The sequence below is a fragment of the Pseudomonas sp. L5B5 genome, from assembly GCF_020520285.1.
Classification (GTDB): Bacteria; Pseudomonadota; Gammaproteobacteria; order Pseudomonadales; family Pseudomonadaceae; genus Aquipseudomonas.
Window position 1 is genome coordinate 5,905,993 of record NZ_CP084742.1, and the last position, 15,450, is coordinate 5,921,442.

The window sequence follows — 15,450 nt, forward strand, 5'->3', positions numbered from 1 at the left end:
CACAGGAGTGAAGGGTTGCCGGCCCGGTGGCCGGGCAACCGCTATCAATTGAAGGTTCGTTGAAATTCGTCGAGCGGCTTGCCGCTCACGGGCGATGGATAGAAGTTGTCTTCGATGTGATTGCCCTTGAGCTGGATCTGGCGAATGAACGGATCTTTCTGCAGCCAGCGCTCGCTATGGATGAAGTGCGGGTGGATGTCGGCAGCGTTGAATCCGTCCAGCTCGTCCGGGTGGACCAGCTTGCGCTTGGGTTTGTCCAGGACCTGGGCGTAGGCCGAAACATCGAAGTAGCGGATGCGCTTGTCCTGGATCACGGCATTGATGCAGTGCCAGCGCTGGGGCAGGTACAGGTAGTTGACGAAGATGTTGCGCACGGCATAGACGCGCTCGCCGGTCATGACATGCAGCAGGGTCCCGGCGACATCCGCCATCTGCGAGCAGAAGCAGGGCAGGCGAGTGTCGGGCTCGAGCATGGCGTGCAGATAATCGTCGACGCCCAGCGCGGCGATCACCGTGTCCCGGTAATGTTGGTAGCGCTGGATGTGCTGTGCCCACTGCTCCTGCGGGTACTTGAGGCGCACGATTTCCGGCGCGTAGGTCTGGAACACGTCCGACTCTTGCAGGACATGGCACAGGGTCAGGGGCACCTTGGCCATGATGTCTTCGATCGAGCGCAAGCCGTGCAGCGCAATGACCTGCCGGGCCAGTGATTGGGTATGGCTGTTCATGGGGGCTCCTTACTTGTGGTTCGTCATGCTCTGGGCATCGCGGTGCAGCAGCGCTATCGCCAGGGGCCGCTCGTAATGCTTGAGCTGCTTGAGCAGGCGGGTCTTGAAATGGTCGCCCTGGTGTTCGCGCACCACATCCCGGTCGACGGTCAGTTCCAGTTGGAAACCCGCCAGCGTCGAGGCCTCCCTGACCACCTCGGTCCGGCACGCCAGGACGCCGGGCACGCGCTTGCACAGCTGCTTGATCGCACCCAGGTTGACCTTTTCATCGCGGATGACGATGAAGTCCGAGTTGCGACCCTTGAAGTACAGGTAGCCTTCGTGGTCCTGGCTGAAGATGTCGCCGGTCTTGAGCCAGCGCTTGCCCTGCAGTTCGATGATCGGGGTGTGGCTGTCCTGGCCGATTTTCCGGGTCAGCAAGGTGTCCGAACTCACCAGCAACTCCCCTTCGAGGCTGTCTTCGCCGGGCCGCAGGAGCATCACCTGGGTGCCGTCCAGGGGCAGCCCTACCGAGCCCAGGCGCTGGGGGGACACTCGGTGCGCCGCGCAGGTCGAGACCCGCGGCCCGGCTTCGCTGATGCCATAGGTCAGGTACAGCTCCAGGCCGGGATGGCTTGCCAGGCACTGGCTTACCTCCGCTGGCGCTGCCTGGTCGCCACCGACGGTGAGCAGGCGCAGGCAGGGCGCGAAGGGTTGCGGGTGGGCATTGAGCTGGCGCAACAGCACCGGTGTCACCGAGCTGGCGGTGATGTGGTGCTCGCGCAGGTCTTCCAGGTAGGTCGGTACCAGGAACGGCGGGCCGCTGATGACCAGGTGTGCGCCCAGTTCCAGGGCCGCGATGGTCTGGGCGACCAGCGCCGTGGAGTAGTACATCGGCAGGTTGACCAGGATGCGGTCGGCGCGCGTCAGGCCGATGCTGCGGGCATGGCGCAACGCATTGGTCTGCAGGGAGCTGAACCAGTGGACGCAACCGCTGCTGAAGGCTCGCGAAGTGCCTGAGGTGGCGATCACGACCTGGCCCGCCTGGGTGAGCGGCAGCGGTGCATTCGCCACGTGGCCGACCTGCCAGCGGCCGAGTTCCGCGGCCTGGGATACCCCGTAGCCTGTCCAGGTGGTGTGCTGGGCAGCGGAACGGATCAGTGCGCCAGCGGCAAAATCCACGATCATCTGCGCGACCCGTTCCCCGGGGGTGGTGGGGGCGATCAGTGCCGGGACGTAACCGCTGTTCAGCACGGCGGCAAACATGGCCAGCAGGTCGGGGCTATTGGGGAGCGCGATCAGTACCACCTGTCCGGCCGGCAATGGCTGGTCTTGCCAGTAGGCCAGGTAATCCTCGTAGAGACTGGATACATCGGCACGCTCGCCCACGCTGGCGGTGGTGGAGATGTTCTGCAGTTGGCCGGGGAAAATGTAGTGTTCCCTTTGCCCGAATTTGGCGAGGCTGTTCATTGTTGCAATGCCCCGGACTTTTCGATGACCAGGCTGGACAGCGTGTGCACGCTGAAGAAGTGCTCAGGCACGAACTCTTCTTCGGCGATCTGGATCTTGAACTCCTCTTCGCACTGGAACTTGAGCTCGATGAAGCCGATGGAATCGACCCCCACTTCCGAGGCCAGGCCCGCGGTCTCGTTGATTCCGGACATCGGGATATCCAGGTCCAGGCGCTCGGAAATGATTTCCTTGATCTTATTGGCTACAAGAGTGGCATTAAGCTGAGTCATGTTTAGCTCCACAAGGGTCATTGCATCAGTTGAAGTTTTTTTCCGCGATGGCGGGTCGGGCGAATGCTCGAGTGCCGCGTTGCGTCACTCGACGAACCAGGGGCGTAGTGGTGGCGGTGACAATCAGTGCCACGGTCACCAGCAGGCTGTAGACGGTGGGGGATATCAGCTGCAGTTCCAGTCCGATGGACAGCACGACCAGTTCCATCAGGCCGCGGGTATTCATCAGTGCGCCCGTCAGGGTCGAGTCCTGGTAGGAGAAACCGCTGCGGCGGGCGCCGAGGTAGGCACCGAGGAACTTGCTGACAAAAGCCGCGACCAGGAAGATCAGCAGCCATTTGAGCTCCATGGCATTGCCGGCCGTGGTCAGCGAGGTCTTGAGCCCGGCGCTGGCGAAGAACACCGGCAACAGGAAAACTCTCAGGAAGCCGCCGATCTGCTGGTTCCAGTAACGGGCGAACCCCGGGGCGCGGCTGATCATGGCGCCGGCCAGCAGGGCGCCGATTCCGGCATGCAGTTGCAAGTGCATGGTGACCCAGGCACTGCCCAGCAGGTAGCACAGCACCCAGGGCAGGTGGCGCGGGTACTCGGTGGCATCGGCCCTGGCCAGGACCCGTTCGATCCACTGCAGTGACAGGGCCACGTAGCTGGCGCCCCCCAGCAGCAGGCAGAAGCCGAACAGGGCTACCAGCTTCAGGTCGTGGTGAAAGGCAGAGAACACGATCACCGCGCCCAGGGCCAGCCAGCCTGCAATGTCGGTCAGCACCGCGGCCCGCAGTGTCACGGCGACTGCCGGCAGGTCGCCGATGCCCAGGTCCTCGACGATGCGGATCATCACCGGCAGCGCGGACACCGCCAGGGCAATGCCGCAGAACACGATGAAGGACAGCGGGTCGAAACCGGGGGCCAGTACGGGATGCGCATACCAGGCGACGACGATCCCCGTGATGAACGGCAGCACGAGGCCGGCGATGGCGATTCTGAGTGCCGACTTGTTTTCCTGGGGCTTGTGCTGGCCATTGCCCGGGGCGAGGTGCATGCCCACTTCGAACATCAACAGGACCAGGGCCAGTTCGGCCAGGGTACTGATCCAGCCGATGTGCTCGGGGGCAAACAGCGAGGACTCCAGGCCCAGGGACCGTTGCAACGGTTGCAGCAGCGTGGGGCCAAGCAAGATGCCCGCGGTGATTTCCCCGACCACTCGGCATTGGCCTATGCGTTGCGCCAGGCTGCCTAGCAACTGGCTGAGGAGAAGAATCGCCAATAGTTGAATGGTGAACATAACCGTCATCTCCATTAGTGCAAATACGCGGGCACGACCAGACGCCTAACTTCCCGTCGGGTAAGCCAAGTTGTTCTAAATAAGAGAAAGTTGTTGCGTTGTTACACCGGCTCTATTTGGCGGCTTGTATATCGAGGGTGGTGTTCTTGTTGTTGATCCAGGTTATTGCAAGTCCAATGGCGGTCACGATGAATGCACTTATACATATGCCGCGCCAACCTGATTGTTGGTAGATATAGCCGGCGGACAGGGAGCCCAGGGCGCCCGCGCCGTAGTAACAGAACATGTAGACGGCGAACAGGCTGCTGCGCAAAGTGGGTTCAAGGCGAAGCGCGCGAGTCTGGTTGGCGACCTGTGCGGAAAAGCAGCCCAGGTCGAACAGTACGACGCCAATCACCAGCCCGGTGATCGAGTGGGGGAACAGGTACAGGACCGCGACGCCACCCAGTACCAATGACAGGCCCAGGGCAATGACGGTGCGACTGCCGATCTGGTCCGCGAGGGCGCCGGCATAGCGGGCCATCAGCAACCCGGCCAGTCCGGCCAGCCCGAACAGGCCAGTGGCGGTGGGGTCAAGGTTGAGCGGTGCAGCCTGCAGATGGAGCATCAGCGCGACCCATAACATGCTGAAGACAAAAAACCATGCCCCGCCCACCATGACCGACTCTCTCAAGAGCGGGTAGCGCCCCAGCAGACCGGGCAAGCGGCCGAGCACCTGTCGGTAGGAGGCACGGTTCGAAGGCGCGCAGGCGGGTATCACTCGACGTCCCGCCAGGGCCAGCACGAGCATCAGGGCGGCGATGCTCATCAGCATCTGTTGCCAGCCCCAGGCCTGGGCAATCGCTCCTCCGACGAACCTCGCCAGCAGGATGCCTGCACTGATTCCCATCGTTATGGTGCCTACCGTGCTGCCTTTTTCGCTCAGTTGGAAACCCAGTGCATTGAGCTGGATGGCATTGGTGGCCATGCTGCCGACCACGATGCAGGCCAGGAAAAACGGTATGGGAGAGGTAGAGAGCGCGCAGAACCAGATCGCTGCAGCCAGTATCAGGAACTGCCAGGTGATCTGCGTGCGTTTATCGAGCACGTCCCCCAGGGGCACGATCAGCAATATGCCGAGCATGTAGCCGATCTGGGTGCTGGCGGCGATCAGGCCCGCGCTGGCGAGGTCGATCCCCAGGGTCGTGGCCACGGCCGGCAGCACCGGTTGCAACAGATAGTTGCTGGCCATGGCCGTTCCCGCAGCAACGGTGGCAAAGACCGTGAAGAAGGGTGAAAGACGGGCGTTCATGTGGGCTCCGGAACTTCGGCTGGCTGTTGGCGGCGTGCCACGACTTCCATGGCAACGATCATCTTCCGCTCGGGGAATGGCAGCACGTGAAGTAGCGTGAAGGCCGGCCGGATGTCATGAAAATACTGTCCATGCACAGTGGCGGCTTCTTGCCAGCTATCGATCTGGGTCAGATAGAGTCGACTCTGGATAACATCTTCAAGTTTGAAGTTGGCTTGTTCGAGCACTCGCGAGATGTTTTCAAGAACGATGCGCGTCTGTTCGGCAACCCCTGTGGCTGTTATTTCTCCATTGGCATCCAGGGGGCCGGTTTTTGATACATATAATGTATCGCCAACTTCTATTGCGCGGGAGAAGCCGAATGCAGCTTCCCACTTCGAGTTGGAGGAATGCAATTGCCGAACATTCATCTAAAGCACTTCCTTGGCTGTAGGGCAGACCGAATATAGGCGAGCCAAAGAGTCGATGTCTAGTGAAAAAAAAGCCAAAGAATAAATTTTTTCTAAAGTGTTTTGTCTATTATTAAGGTAATGAATGTGTTCATGTAAGAATATCTAAACATACGGCCAAGTTGTTAAGTGAGTATTAAATTTGCCTTCGGATGTTTGTTATTGGTGCAGTCGATGCACCAAAGAGGTGCCTTGTTGTAAATGACGGAGGTGTTTCAAAAGTCGGTAAAGTTGTATGCAATTTTGTGATGGAATCATCACGGTTCAACTTGGCTTGACGTAACTGATGTTTAATTCGGAACTCGTTAGTTGGGATGTGACTGTCAAGTCGTCGTGGGCAACTCGATGATAGATAGCAGTAGGCATAGGCCCAGTACTGAAGATGGCGCGGGTGAATCTTGTTCTACATGACCCTGCCATCAGCAGCCGTGGCGGTTATGGGAGTAGCAACGCTTGAAAGGGGCTGGGTGGGCGATTCAGACCGTGTTGGCAGCTGGGTGATGCAGGGGGTACGGCTTGAGGGGGTAGGTCGAGGCATATAAAGGAAGCGACCCATAAAAAAGCCCTGACCAGGTCAGGGCTTTTCGATTCACCGGTGCAGCGAGCGGGGTATCAATCCCAGCTCAGTGCGCCGCCGGTCTGGTACTCGATCACGCGGGTCTCGAAGAAGTTCTTCTCTTTCTTCAAGTCCATGATCTCGCTCATCCATGGGAACGGGTTGGTGGTGCCTGGGTATTCTTCCTTCAGGCCGATCTGCGACAGGCGACGGTTGGCGATGAACTTGAGGTAGTCCTCCATCATGGCCGCGTTCATGCCCAGCACGCCGCGAGGCATGGTGTCGCGAGCGTATTCGATCTCCAGTTGGGTGCCCTGGAGGATCATCTGGGTGGCTTCTTCCTTCATTTCGGCATCCCACAGGTGCGGGTTTTCGATCTTGATCTGGTTGATCACGTCGATACCGAAGTTCAGGTGCATGGATTCATCGCGCAGGATGTACTGGAACTGCTCGGCGACGCCGGTCATCTTGTTGCGCCGGCCCATGGACAGGATCTGGGTGAAGCCGCAGTAGAAGAAGATGCCTTCCAGCACGCAGTAGTAGGCGATCAGGTTGCGCAGCAGTTCCTTGTCGGTTTCGACGGTGCCGGTGTTGAATTCCGGGTCGGAGATCGCGCGGGTGTAGCTCAGGCCCCAGGCGGCTTTTTTCGCCACCGACGGGATCTCGTGGTACATGTTGAAGATCTCGCCTTCATCCATGCCCAGCGATTCGATGCAGTACTGGTAGGCGTGGGTGTGGATCGCCTCCTCGAAGGCCTGGCGCAGGATGTACTGGCGGCACTCGGGGTTGGTGATCAGGCGGTACACGGCCAGGGCCAGGTTGTTGGCCACCAGGGAGTCGGCGGTGGAGAAGAAACCCAGGTTGCGCATGACGATGCGGCGCTCGTCGTCGGTCAGGCCTTCCGGGCTCTTCCACAGGGCGATGTCCGCGGTCATGTTGACCTCTTGCGGCATCCAGTGGTTGGCGCAGCCATCCAGGTACTTCTGCCAGGCCCAGTCATATTTGAAAGGAACCAGCTGGTTGAGGTCGGCGCGGCAGTTGATCATGCGCTTTTCATCAACCGCAACACGGGCAGCGGAACCTTCCAGTTCAGCCAGGCCTTCAGCGATATCCAGCTTGTCGAGGGCGGCCTTGGCGCGGATTACCGCAGCCGAGTCGGTGGAGGTGACGGCGCGGGCTTCGAGGGCGGCGGCGCCACCGGCGCTGTCGAGGCGGTCCATGGTGGCATCGGAAGCCTGGCCGGCGTTGGTGCCCTTGGCCGTGGTTTCGCTTTCTTCTTTATCGAATTCGTCCCAGCTCAGCATGACGTGTCGTCTCCTGCTCGAGGGCCAGATGCCCGTGTGAAAACAAAAAGTTTGGCTTTTCACACGGCGCTACTGGCCGCGTTAAATCAAAAGAAATCGTTTGTTGCAGCAGTGACGCAGGCAATAAACAGAAATTCGTGTGCGGGTGCTCGAAGCTGCTGTCGGGCAGGGCTGAGGGTGTCGGCTCCGGTGCGCAATCCAGCAGGTCGTTTTCATCCGGTAAGGGAATGTTGCAGGCCCGTTTTGAGGACGCATTATAAGGATATTTTCAGGGGCGTGGGGCGACCGATGGGCGCAGGCGAGCTCGAGAAGGTGGGGGAGTTGAGGCAGAGCGCGGATTTACAGGGCTTTGGCTGGAGAAGATTTTTTTTCAGCCTGGTAAAAAAATCCTCGAATCGCTCAAAAAATAACCAAATTTACTAGATGTTGTGTTTTAAAGGGCCTTTTCCAGGTTTTTGACACAACTCAAAACCTGCCGTTTCCCTGTCTCGAAACACCTGGCGGATCTCCAAGTCAAGGGCAAGTCGCCATCAATCCTGGTCATTGGCAGCGACTTTCGAGCAGGGCTCAGCGACGCTGTGGGCGGTCATCTGAAACCCGGGAAAAGATGCGTGCGATTGCCGCGATCGCACGGCGTGGGGCGATGCTTCTGGATGCTCCCGGGGAGGGGGAGGCGGGCATCGTTGCCGCAAGAGGGATTTCCTGCGGCCGGCAGTCATTGGAGCCTGGACATGAGTCCGGTTATCAACCGTTGGAGCAACCGTTGCCCATCACACGGTATTGAAGAATATGCCGCTGTCCCTTGGAGTCTTCGTATTCCATGCGTGCGGGTACAACTTCGCATACTTCTGGAACTTCGCTCATGGAGATGACCTTGGCGATATCCAGGTCACTGGAGTAACTGTATTCCTCTACTGCTACTTGCTGGTTTGCGACATCAGTCGGGATCTCATCAGCCATTGCTGTAGCGCACAGACTGCTGAGGGCCAGAACTAATAAAGCTTTCATTTGCGTTTTACCTTTCTAAGGTCGTGTGGGGTCACGCAGCCTTTTTGGGGCTGCGTGTGGAACTTGAGTAGAAGTTTGATTAACTGCCTTCGTGGGGGCTGCAACTTGGTTAATCAGTTTGCCTGTTGGGCGATGCAGATTTTAGGCGCGGGGTGTGCCGCCATATAGGCGTACTTTTGATAAACACCTTTGACAGTTTTTGTAACAATCGCCGAAAAACCGCTCTCCAAAGGCCCTCGTTAACATTTTTTGATTGGGCAGATCTGGCTGCAGGGCCTGTTCCTGAAGGGGCTTGGTAAATCCCGGGGTATTTGGCAGGGGGTTGTTACTACCATCGTCGAATGGTTCTATAGGCCTCCCCCGGCTACAACGGGGTCATACAAAAACAACTATGTCACCGAGGTAAGAAAGATGAGTGCGGCTTCTGTGTATCCCGTTCGTCCCGAGGTTCTGGCCAAGACGCTGACTGACGAGGCGACCTACAAGGCCATGTACCAGCAGTCGGTCGTGAACCCGGACGGTTTCTGGCGTGAGCAGGGTAAGCGTCTCGACTGGATCAAGCCTTTTACCACGGTGAAGCAGACCTCTTTCGACGACCATCATGTCGATATCAAGTGGTTCGCCGATGGCACCCTGAACGTCTCCTACAATTGCCTGGACCGCCACCTTGCCGAGCGCGGTGATCAGGTCGCGATCATCTGGGAAGGCGATGACCCTTCCGAAAGCCGCAACATCACCTACCGCGAACTGCATGAACAAGTCTGCAAGTTCGCCAACGCCCTGCGTGGCCAGGACGTGCACCGCGGCGACGTGGTGACTATCTATATGCCGATGATTCCCGAGGCGGTGGTGGCCATGCTGGCCTGTACCCGTATTGGCGCGATCCACTCGGTGGTATTTGGCGGCTTCTCGCCGGAAGCCCTGGCCGGGCGCATCATCGATTGCCGTTCGAAGGTGGTGATCACCGCCGACGAAGGCATTCGTGCCGGCAAGAAGATCTCGCTCAAGGCCAATGTCGACGACGCCCTGACCAACCCGGAAACCAGCAGCATCCAGAAAGTCATCGTGTGCAAGCGCACCGGTGGCGACATCAAGTGGAACCAGCATCGCGACATCTGGTACGAAGACCTGATGAAGGTCGCCGGCAGTGTCTGCGCGCCGAAGGAAATGGGCGCCGAAGAGGCGCTGTTCATCCTCTATACCTCTGGCTCCACCGGCAAGCCCAAGGGGGTGCAGCACACTACCGGCGGTTACCTGCTGTATGCATCGCTGACCCATGAGCGAGTGTTCGATTATCGTCCGGGCGAGGTCTACTGGTGCACCGCCGACGTGGGCTGGGTCACCGGCCATACCTACATCGTCTATGGTCCGTTGGCCAATGGCGCCACCACCCTGTTGTTCGAAGGTGTGCCCAACTATCCGGACGTGACCCGGGTGGCGAAGATCGTCGACAAGCACAAGGTCAACATCCTCTATACCGCGCCGACCGCCATTCGCGCCATGATGGCTTCGGGTACTGCGGCCTGCGAAGGCGCCGATGGCAGCAGCCTGCGCCTGCTGGGTTCGGTGGGCGAGCCGATCAATCCGGAGGCTTGGGACTGGTATTACAAGAACGTCGGCCAATCTCGCTGCCCGATCGTCGACACCTGGTGGCAGACCGAGACCGGTGCCACCCTGATGAGCCCGCTGCCTGGCGCCCATGCGCTGAAGCCGGGCTCTGCGGCGCGGCCATTCTTCGGTGTGGTGCCTGCCCTGGTGGACAATCTGGGCAACATCATCGAGGGCGCTGCCGAGGGCAACCTGGTGATCCTCGACTCCTGGCCGGGCCAGGCGCGAACCCTGTACCGCGACCATGATCGGTTCGTCGATACCTACTTCAAGACCTTCCGTGGCATGTACTTCACGGGCGACGGCGCACGACGCGACGAGGATGGTTACTACTGGATCACCGGTCGCGTGGACGACGTGCTCAACGTGTCCGGCCACCGCATGGGGACCGCCGAGATCGAGAGCGCGATGGTTGCCCATCCGAAGGTCGCCGAGGCGGCAGTGGTGGGTGTGCCTCATGACATCAAGGGGCAGGGCATCTATGTCTACGTGACCCTCAATGGCAATGAAGAGCCGAGCGAAGCCCTGAGGGCCGAGTTGAAGAACTGGGTGCGCAAGGAGATCGGGCCGATCGCCTCGCCGGATGTCATCCAGTGGGCGCCAGGGCTGCCGAAGACGCGCTCCGGGAAGATCATGCGGCGAATCTTGCGCAAGATCGCGACCGCTGAGTACGAGGGCTTGGGTGATATCTCCACGCTGGCCGACCCGAGCGTAGTGCAGCACTTGATCGACACCCACAAGACCATGAACGTCGCCTGAAGCGAGACGTGAGTCGTCGAGCCCCGCCCGGCCTTGCCGGGCGGGGCTTTTTCATGGGTCGTGACGGGCTGCCGAGGCCATGCTGGCAGGGTGCGGCGCTCGGCAGTAACGTTGAATAAATATCGATTTGCCCTACAGGCGTATCTGAATGTTACCGAGACGGCTGCAGGTGTAACCTTGTGCTCGATTTCGGGGCGATGGGAAACGTCGTGCTCTGCTTCAGGGGGTTTTATATCCGTATTAAAAATAAGTCATCACGCTGAGCTTGCCGGAATAGAAGGCTTTGCCAATAATAGGCCCGCAATTTGCAGCATAGATCGGTTCCCTGTCTTTTGCTCTTGCATAATCCTGAAGAGCTGTCAATATGCCGGCCCGGCATTCTCGATGCTTGTGTAATTTGTTGTCGCATTGAGGAAATATCGGCTTCCGACCTGTCGTTAGAATGCCGGTCACTCGCTCGTCGTTACCTGTGTGTAAGCCCCCTTTCGAGGTTTTCAGGACGCAGCGCCGCTTTTGAGGGTTCACCCATTCGCATATTGGGCTGTTGCTCACTCTGCCGTTTTCGCCCTTTACCGATGGAGTTCTAAGAATGAAGAAACTCGTGCTTCTTGGCGCCCTGGCACTGTCCGTGCTCTCCCTGCCGACCATTGCCGATGAAAAACCCCTGAAAATTGGTATCGAAGCGGCTTACCCTCCATTTGCCTCCAAGGCTCCGGACGGCAGCATCGTCGGTTTCGACTACGATATCGGCAATGCTCTGTGCGAACAGATGAAGGTCAAGTGCGTCTGGGTCGAGCAGGAGTTCGACGGCCTGATCCCGGCGTTGAAGGTGCGCAAGATCGACGCGATTCTGTCTTCGATGTCGATCACCGATGATCGTCGCAAGTCCGTGGACTTCACTGGCAAGTACTACAACACCCCTGCGCGCCTGGTGATGAAGGCCGGGACCCAGGTCAGCGACGGCATGGCCGAGCTCAAGGACAAGAACATCGGCGTGCAGCGCGGCTCGATCCATGAGCGTTTCGCCCGTGAAGTCCTGGCGCCCCTCGGTACCCAGATCAAGCCTTACGGTTCGCAGAACGAAATCTACCTGGATGTCGCGGCCGGTCGCCTCGACGGCACCGTGGCGGACGCTACCCTGCTCAATGACGGTTTCCTGAAGACCGATGCCGGCAAGGGCTTCGCCTTCGTCGGGCCGGCCTTCACTGACGTCAAGTACTTCGGCGACGGCGTAGGGATTGCCGTGCGCAAGGGCGACAAGGCCAATCTGGACAAGATCAACGCCGCCATCGCTGCCATTCGTGAGAACGGCAAGTACAAGCAAATCCAGGACAAGTACTTCGACTTCGACATCTACGGCAAGTAAGTCGTCGAACCTGTCAGTCCGAGATGGCGCAAGCAGCAGAATCTCTGAAGTTTGCGCCATTTTTTCATCCCAATTTTCGAGGACCTGAATCATGTTGAAAGGCTACGGGGCTGTCATCCTCGATGGCGCTTGGCTGACGCTTCAGCTCGCCTTGTCGTCCATGGCCCTGGCCATTGTTCTAGGTCTGATCGGGGTTGCGCTGCGCCTGTCGCCGGTACGTTGGCTGGCCTGGCTGGGCGACCTGTACTCCACCGTGATCCGTGGCATTCCCGACCTGGTGCTGATCCTGCTGATCTTCTACGGGGGCCAGGACCTGCTCAATCGCGTGGCGCCGCTGCTGGGCTACGACGATTACATCGACCTCAATCCGCTGGCTGCCGGCATCGGCACCCTGGGTTTCATCTTTGGTGCCTATCTGTCGGAAACCTTCCGTGGCGCCTTCATGGCGATCCCCAAGGGGCAGGCGGAGGCCGGCATGGCCTATGGCATGAGCAGCACGCAGGTGTTCTTCCGGGTGATGGTGCCGCAAATGATTCGCCTGGCGATTCCCGGCTTCACCAACAATTGGCTAGTCCTGACCAAGGCGACCGCGCTGATTTCCGTGGTGGGGCTGCAAGACATGATGTTCAAGGCCAAGCAGGCGGCGGATGCCACCCGTGAGCCTTTCACCTTCTTCCTCGCAGTGGCGGCCATGTACCTGGTGATCACCAGTGTCTCGTTGCTGGCATTGCGTCACCTTGAGAAGCGCTACTCGGTAGGCGTAAGGGCGGCTGATCTATGATCTTCGACTACAACGTCATCTATGATGCCTTGCCGCTGTATTTCAGCGGCCTGCTGACCACCCTGAAGCTACTGGCGCTGTCGCTGTTCTTCGGTTTGCTGGTGGCGCTGCCCCTGGGGTTGATGCGCGTATCCAAGCAGCCGCTGGTGAACATGACGGCCTGGCTGTACACCTACGTGATCCGTGGCACCCCGATGCTGGTGCAGCTGTTCCTGATCTACTACGGCCTGGCCCAGTTCGAGGCGGTGCGCGAGAGCTTCCTCTGGCCCTGGTTGTCCAGTGCGACCTTCTGCGCCTGCCTGGCCTTTGCCCTCAACACCAGCGCCTACACCGCGGAAATCATCGCCGGCAGCCTCAAGGCCACACCCAATGGCGAGATCGAGGCGGCCAAGGCGATGGGCATGTCGCGCTACAAGATGTACGGCCGCATCCTCTTGCCCTCGGCCCTGCGCCGGGCGCTGCCGCAGTACAGCAACGAAGTGATCATGATGCTGCAGACCACCAGCCTGGCATCCATCGTGACCCTGATCGATATCACTGGCGCGGCCCGTACTGTCAACGCGCAGTACTACCTGCCGTTCGAGGCCTATATCACCGCTGGCCTGTTCTACCTGTGCCTGACCTTCATTCTAGTGCGCCTGTTCAAGATGGCTGAGCGTCGCTGGTTGAGCTACCTGGCCCCGCGGAAGCACTGATATGGAACGCATCGATCACGTATTGCCATGGAACCACCTGGGTAGCGAGCGCAAGATCTCGGTGTTCCGTTTCGGTAGCGGCGAGCGCAAGGCCTATATCCAGGCCAGCCTGCATGCCGACGAGTTGCCTGGCATGCGTACGGCCTGGGAACTGAAAAAGCGCCTGGCCGAGCTGGAAGCCCAGGGCGCCCTCAAGGGTGTCATCGAGCTGGTGCCGGTGGCCAACCCGCTGGGTCTGGGACAGTTGCTGCAAGGCAACCACCAGGGGCGGTTCGAGGCGGGTAGTGGCAAGAACTTCAATCGCGATTTCGTCGAACTCAGTGCACCCGTGGCCCAACGCCTGGAAGGGCGGCTGGGTGACGATGCCCATGCCAACGTGCAACTGATTCGCCAGGCCATGAGCGACGTACTGGCCGAGCTGCCTCCGGCCGCCAGCCAGTTGCAAGGGATGCAGCGGGTGCTCCTGGCCCATGCCTGCACGGCCGACGTGGTGCTGGACCTGCATTGTGATGCCGAGGCTGCGCTGCACATGTACGCCTTGCCGCAGCACTGGCCGCAATGGCGCTCCCTGGCGGCCCGACTGGATGTGCGGGTCGGCCTGTTGGCGGAAGACTCCGGCGGCAGTTCGTTCGACGAGGCCTGCTCGCTGCCCTGGTTGCGCTTGTCGCGCCAGTTTCCCGAGGCGCAGATTCCTCTGGCTTGCCTGGCGACCACTCTCGAGTTGGGTGGTCAGGCCGACACTGGGCGGCCCCAGGCCGAGGCGTATGCCGAGGGAATCCTGGCATTCCTTGCCGAGCAGGGACTGATTGCCGGGCAGTGGCCGGAGCCTGGGCGTGAAGCCTGTGAGGGCATGCCCTTCGAAGGCACCCAATTGCTGTATGCGCCGCACCCCGGCGTGGTGAGCTTCCTGCGTCCGGCCGGTAGCTGGGTGGAGGTGGGTGAGCCGCTTTTTGAAGTGATTGATCCTTTATCCGATCGGGTCAGCACCGTGTGTGCTGGCACCAGCGGCGTACTGTTCGCCGTTGAGCGGCTACGTTATGCCCAACCCGGTTTCTGGCTGGCCAAGGTGGCGGGGCGCGAAGCGCTGCGTCACGGGCGCTTGCTCAACGACTGACTGTTTTTGTGAGAACCGACCGCATGTACAAACTTGAAGTCCAAGACCTGCATAAGCGCTATGGCAGTCACGAAGTGCTCAAGGGCGTGTCCCTGAAGGCCGCAGCTGGCGATGTGATCAGCATCATCGGCTCCAGTGGCTCGGGCAAGAGTACCTTCTTGCGCTGTATCAACCTGCTGGAGCAACCCCATGCCGGGAAGATCCTGCTGAACAACGAAGAGCTGAAGCTGGTGGCCAGCAAGGACGGTGCTCTCAAGGCCGCCGATCCCAAGCAGTTGCAGCGCATGCGCTCGCGCCTGTCGATGGTGTTCCAGCACTTCAATCTCTGGTCGCACATGACGGCCATGGAAAACATCATGGAAGCGCCGGTGCATGTACTGGGCGTATCCAAGTCCGAGGCTCGCGAGAAGGCCGAGCACTACCTGGCCAAGGTGGGCGTGGCGCATCGCAAGGACGCCTATCCGGGGCACATGTCCGGTGGCGAACAGCAGCGCGTGGCGATCGCCCGGGCCCTGGCCATGGAGCCTGAGGTCATGCTGTTCGATGAGCCGACTTCGGCCCTTGACCCGGAACTGGTGGGTGACGTGCTGAAGGTCATGCAGTCCCTGGCCCAGGAAGGCCGGACCATGGTGGTGGTGACCCACGAAATGGGCTTTGCTCGCGAGGTTTCCAACCAGTTGGTGTTCCTGCACAAGGGCCTGGTGGAAGAAACCGGCAACCCGCGTGAAGTGCTGGTGAATCCGCAATCGGAACGTTTGCAACAATTCCTCTCCGGCAGCCTCAAGTAA

Annotated in this window: 14 protein-coding genes; 6 read left to right on the forward strand and 8 right to left on the reverse strand. The window is 59.8% G+C overall.

Translation table 11 applies throughout. The features are described from left to right. Window positions 1–44 precede the first annotated feature (44 nt). The 8 genes from LGQ10_RS27220 to LGQ10_RS27255 all read right to left on the reverse strand — a co-directional run bounded on the left by LGQ10_RS27220 (window position 45) and on the right by LGQ10_RS27255 (window position 8,339). Entirely contained in the window at window positions 45–728 is a 684-nt protein-coding gene (locus LGQ10_RS27220; RefSeq protein ID WP_226523746.1) for a hypothetical protein, read from the reverse strand. A 9-nt stretch (window positions 729–737) separates the two neighbouring features. Then, window positions 738–2,177 carry a class I adenylate-forming enzyme family protein gene (locus LGQ10_RS27225; protein WP_226523747.1) on the reverse strand — a complete coding sequence of 480 codons (1,440 nt, stop codon included), beginning with the start codon at window positions 2,175–2,177 and terminating at the stop codon, window positions 738–740. Next, window positions 2,174–2,449 (reverse strand): acyl carrier protein, encoded by a 276-nt coding sequence (locus LGQ10_RS27230; RefSeq protein WP_058434478.1) that lies wholly within the window; start codon window positions 2,447–2,449, stop codon window positions 2,174–2,176. Before LGQ10_RS27230 ends, LGQ10_RS27225 begins: the two co-directional genes overlap by 4 nt. 25 nt (window positions 2,450–2,474) lie before the next feature. After that, window positions 2,475–3,731 (reverse strand): cation:proton antiporter, encoded by a 1,257-nt coding sequence (locus LGQ10_RS27235; RefSeq protein ID WP_226523748.1) that lies wholly within the window; start codon window positions 3,729–3,731, stop codon window positions 2,475–2,477. A gap of 112 nt (window positions 3,732–3,843) precedes the next feature. Then, the gene (locus LGQ10_RS27240; RefSeq protein WP_226523749.1) at window positions 3,844–5,022 is read right to left on the reverse strand and encodes an MFS transporter; all 1,179 of its coding nucleotides are present in this window, start codon (window positions 5,020–5,022) and stop codon (window positions 3,844–3,846) included. After that, window positions 5,019–5,432, reverse strand: a complete 414-nt coding sequence (locus LGQ10_RS27245) for a RidA family protein (protein WP_226523750.1) — start codon at window positions 5,430–5,432, stop codon at window positions 5,019–5,021. The genes LGQ10_RS27240 and LGQ10_RS27245 overlap by 4 nt, the downstream gene beginning before the upstream one ends. Window positions 5,433–6,083: 651 nt before the next feature. After that, window positions 6,084–7,331 carry a ribonucleotide-diphosphate reductase subunit beta gene (locus LGQ10_RS27250; RefSeq protein WP_058434473.1) on the reverse strand — a complete coding sequence of 416 codons (1,248 nt, stop codon included), beginning with the start codon at window positions 7,329–7,331 and terminating at the stop codon, window positions 6,084–6,086. A gap of 744 nt (window positions 7,332–8,075) precedes the next feature. Further along, window positions 8,076–8,339, reverse strand: a complete 264-nt coding sequence (locus LGQ10_RS27255; RefSeq protein ID WP_226523751.1) for a DUF2790 domain-containing protein — start codon at window positions 8,337–8,339, stop codon at window positions 8,076–8,078. Between the two features lie 411 nt (window positions 8,340–8,750). On the opposite strand from LGQ10_RS27255, the gene acs reads away from it, so the two are divergent. From acs to LGQ10_RS27285, 6 genes are all read left to right on the forward strand, one after another. Next, window positions 8,751–10,706, forward strand: a complete 1,956-nt coding sequence (gene acs / locus LGQ10_RS27260; protein WP_226523752.1) for an acetate--CoA ligase — start codon at window positions 8,751–8,753, stop codon at window positions 10,704–10,706. 589 nt (window positions 10,707–11,295) lie between these two features. Next, the gene (locus LGQ10_RS27265) at window positions 11,296–12,072 is read left to right on the forward strand and encodes an ABC transporter substrate-binding protein (RefSeq protein WP_226523753.1); all 777 of its coding nucleotides are present in this window, start codon (window positions 11,296–11,298) and stop codon (window positions 12,070–12,072) included. Between the two features lie 91 nt (window positions 12,073–12,163). Then, entirely contained in the window at window positions 12,164–12,853 is a 690-nt protein-coding gene (locus LGQ10_RS27270; protein ID WP_058434470.1) for an ABC transporter permease, read from the forward strand. Further along, window positions 12,850–13,548, forward strand: coding sequence for an ABC transporter permease (locus LGQ10_RS27275; RefSeq protein ID WP_058434469.1), 699 nt, complete (start codon window positions 12,850–12,852; stop codon window positions 13,546–13,548). The genes LGQ10_RS27270 and LGQ10_RS27275 overlap by 4 nt, the downstream gene beginning before the upstream one ends. A 1-nt stretch (window position 13,549) precedes the next feature. Next, window positions 13,550–14,662 carry a succinylglutamate desuccinylase/aspartoacylase family protein gene (locus LGQ10_RS27280; protein WP_058434468.1) on the forward strand — a complete coding sequence of 371 codons (1,113 nt, stop codon included), beginning with the start codon at window positions 13,550–13,552 and terminating at the stop codon, window positions 14,660–14,662. Window positions 14,663–14,685: 23 nt separating this feature from the next. Next, window positions 14,686–15,450, forward strand: a complete 765-nt coding sequence (locus LGQ10_RS27285; protein WP_226523754.1) for an ABC transporter ATP-binding protein — start codon at window positions 14,686–14,688, stop codon at window positions 15,448–15,450.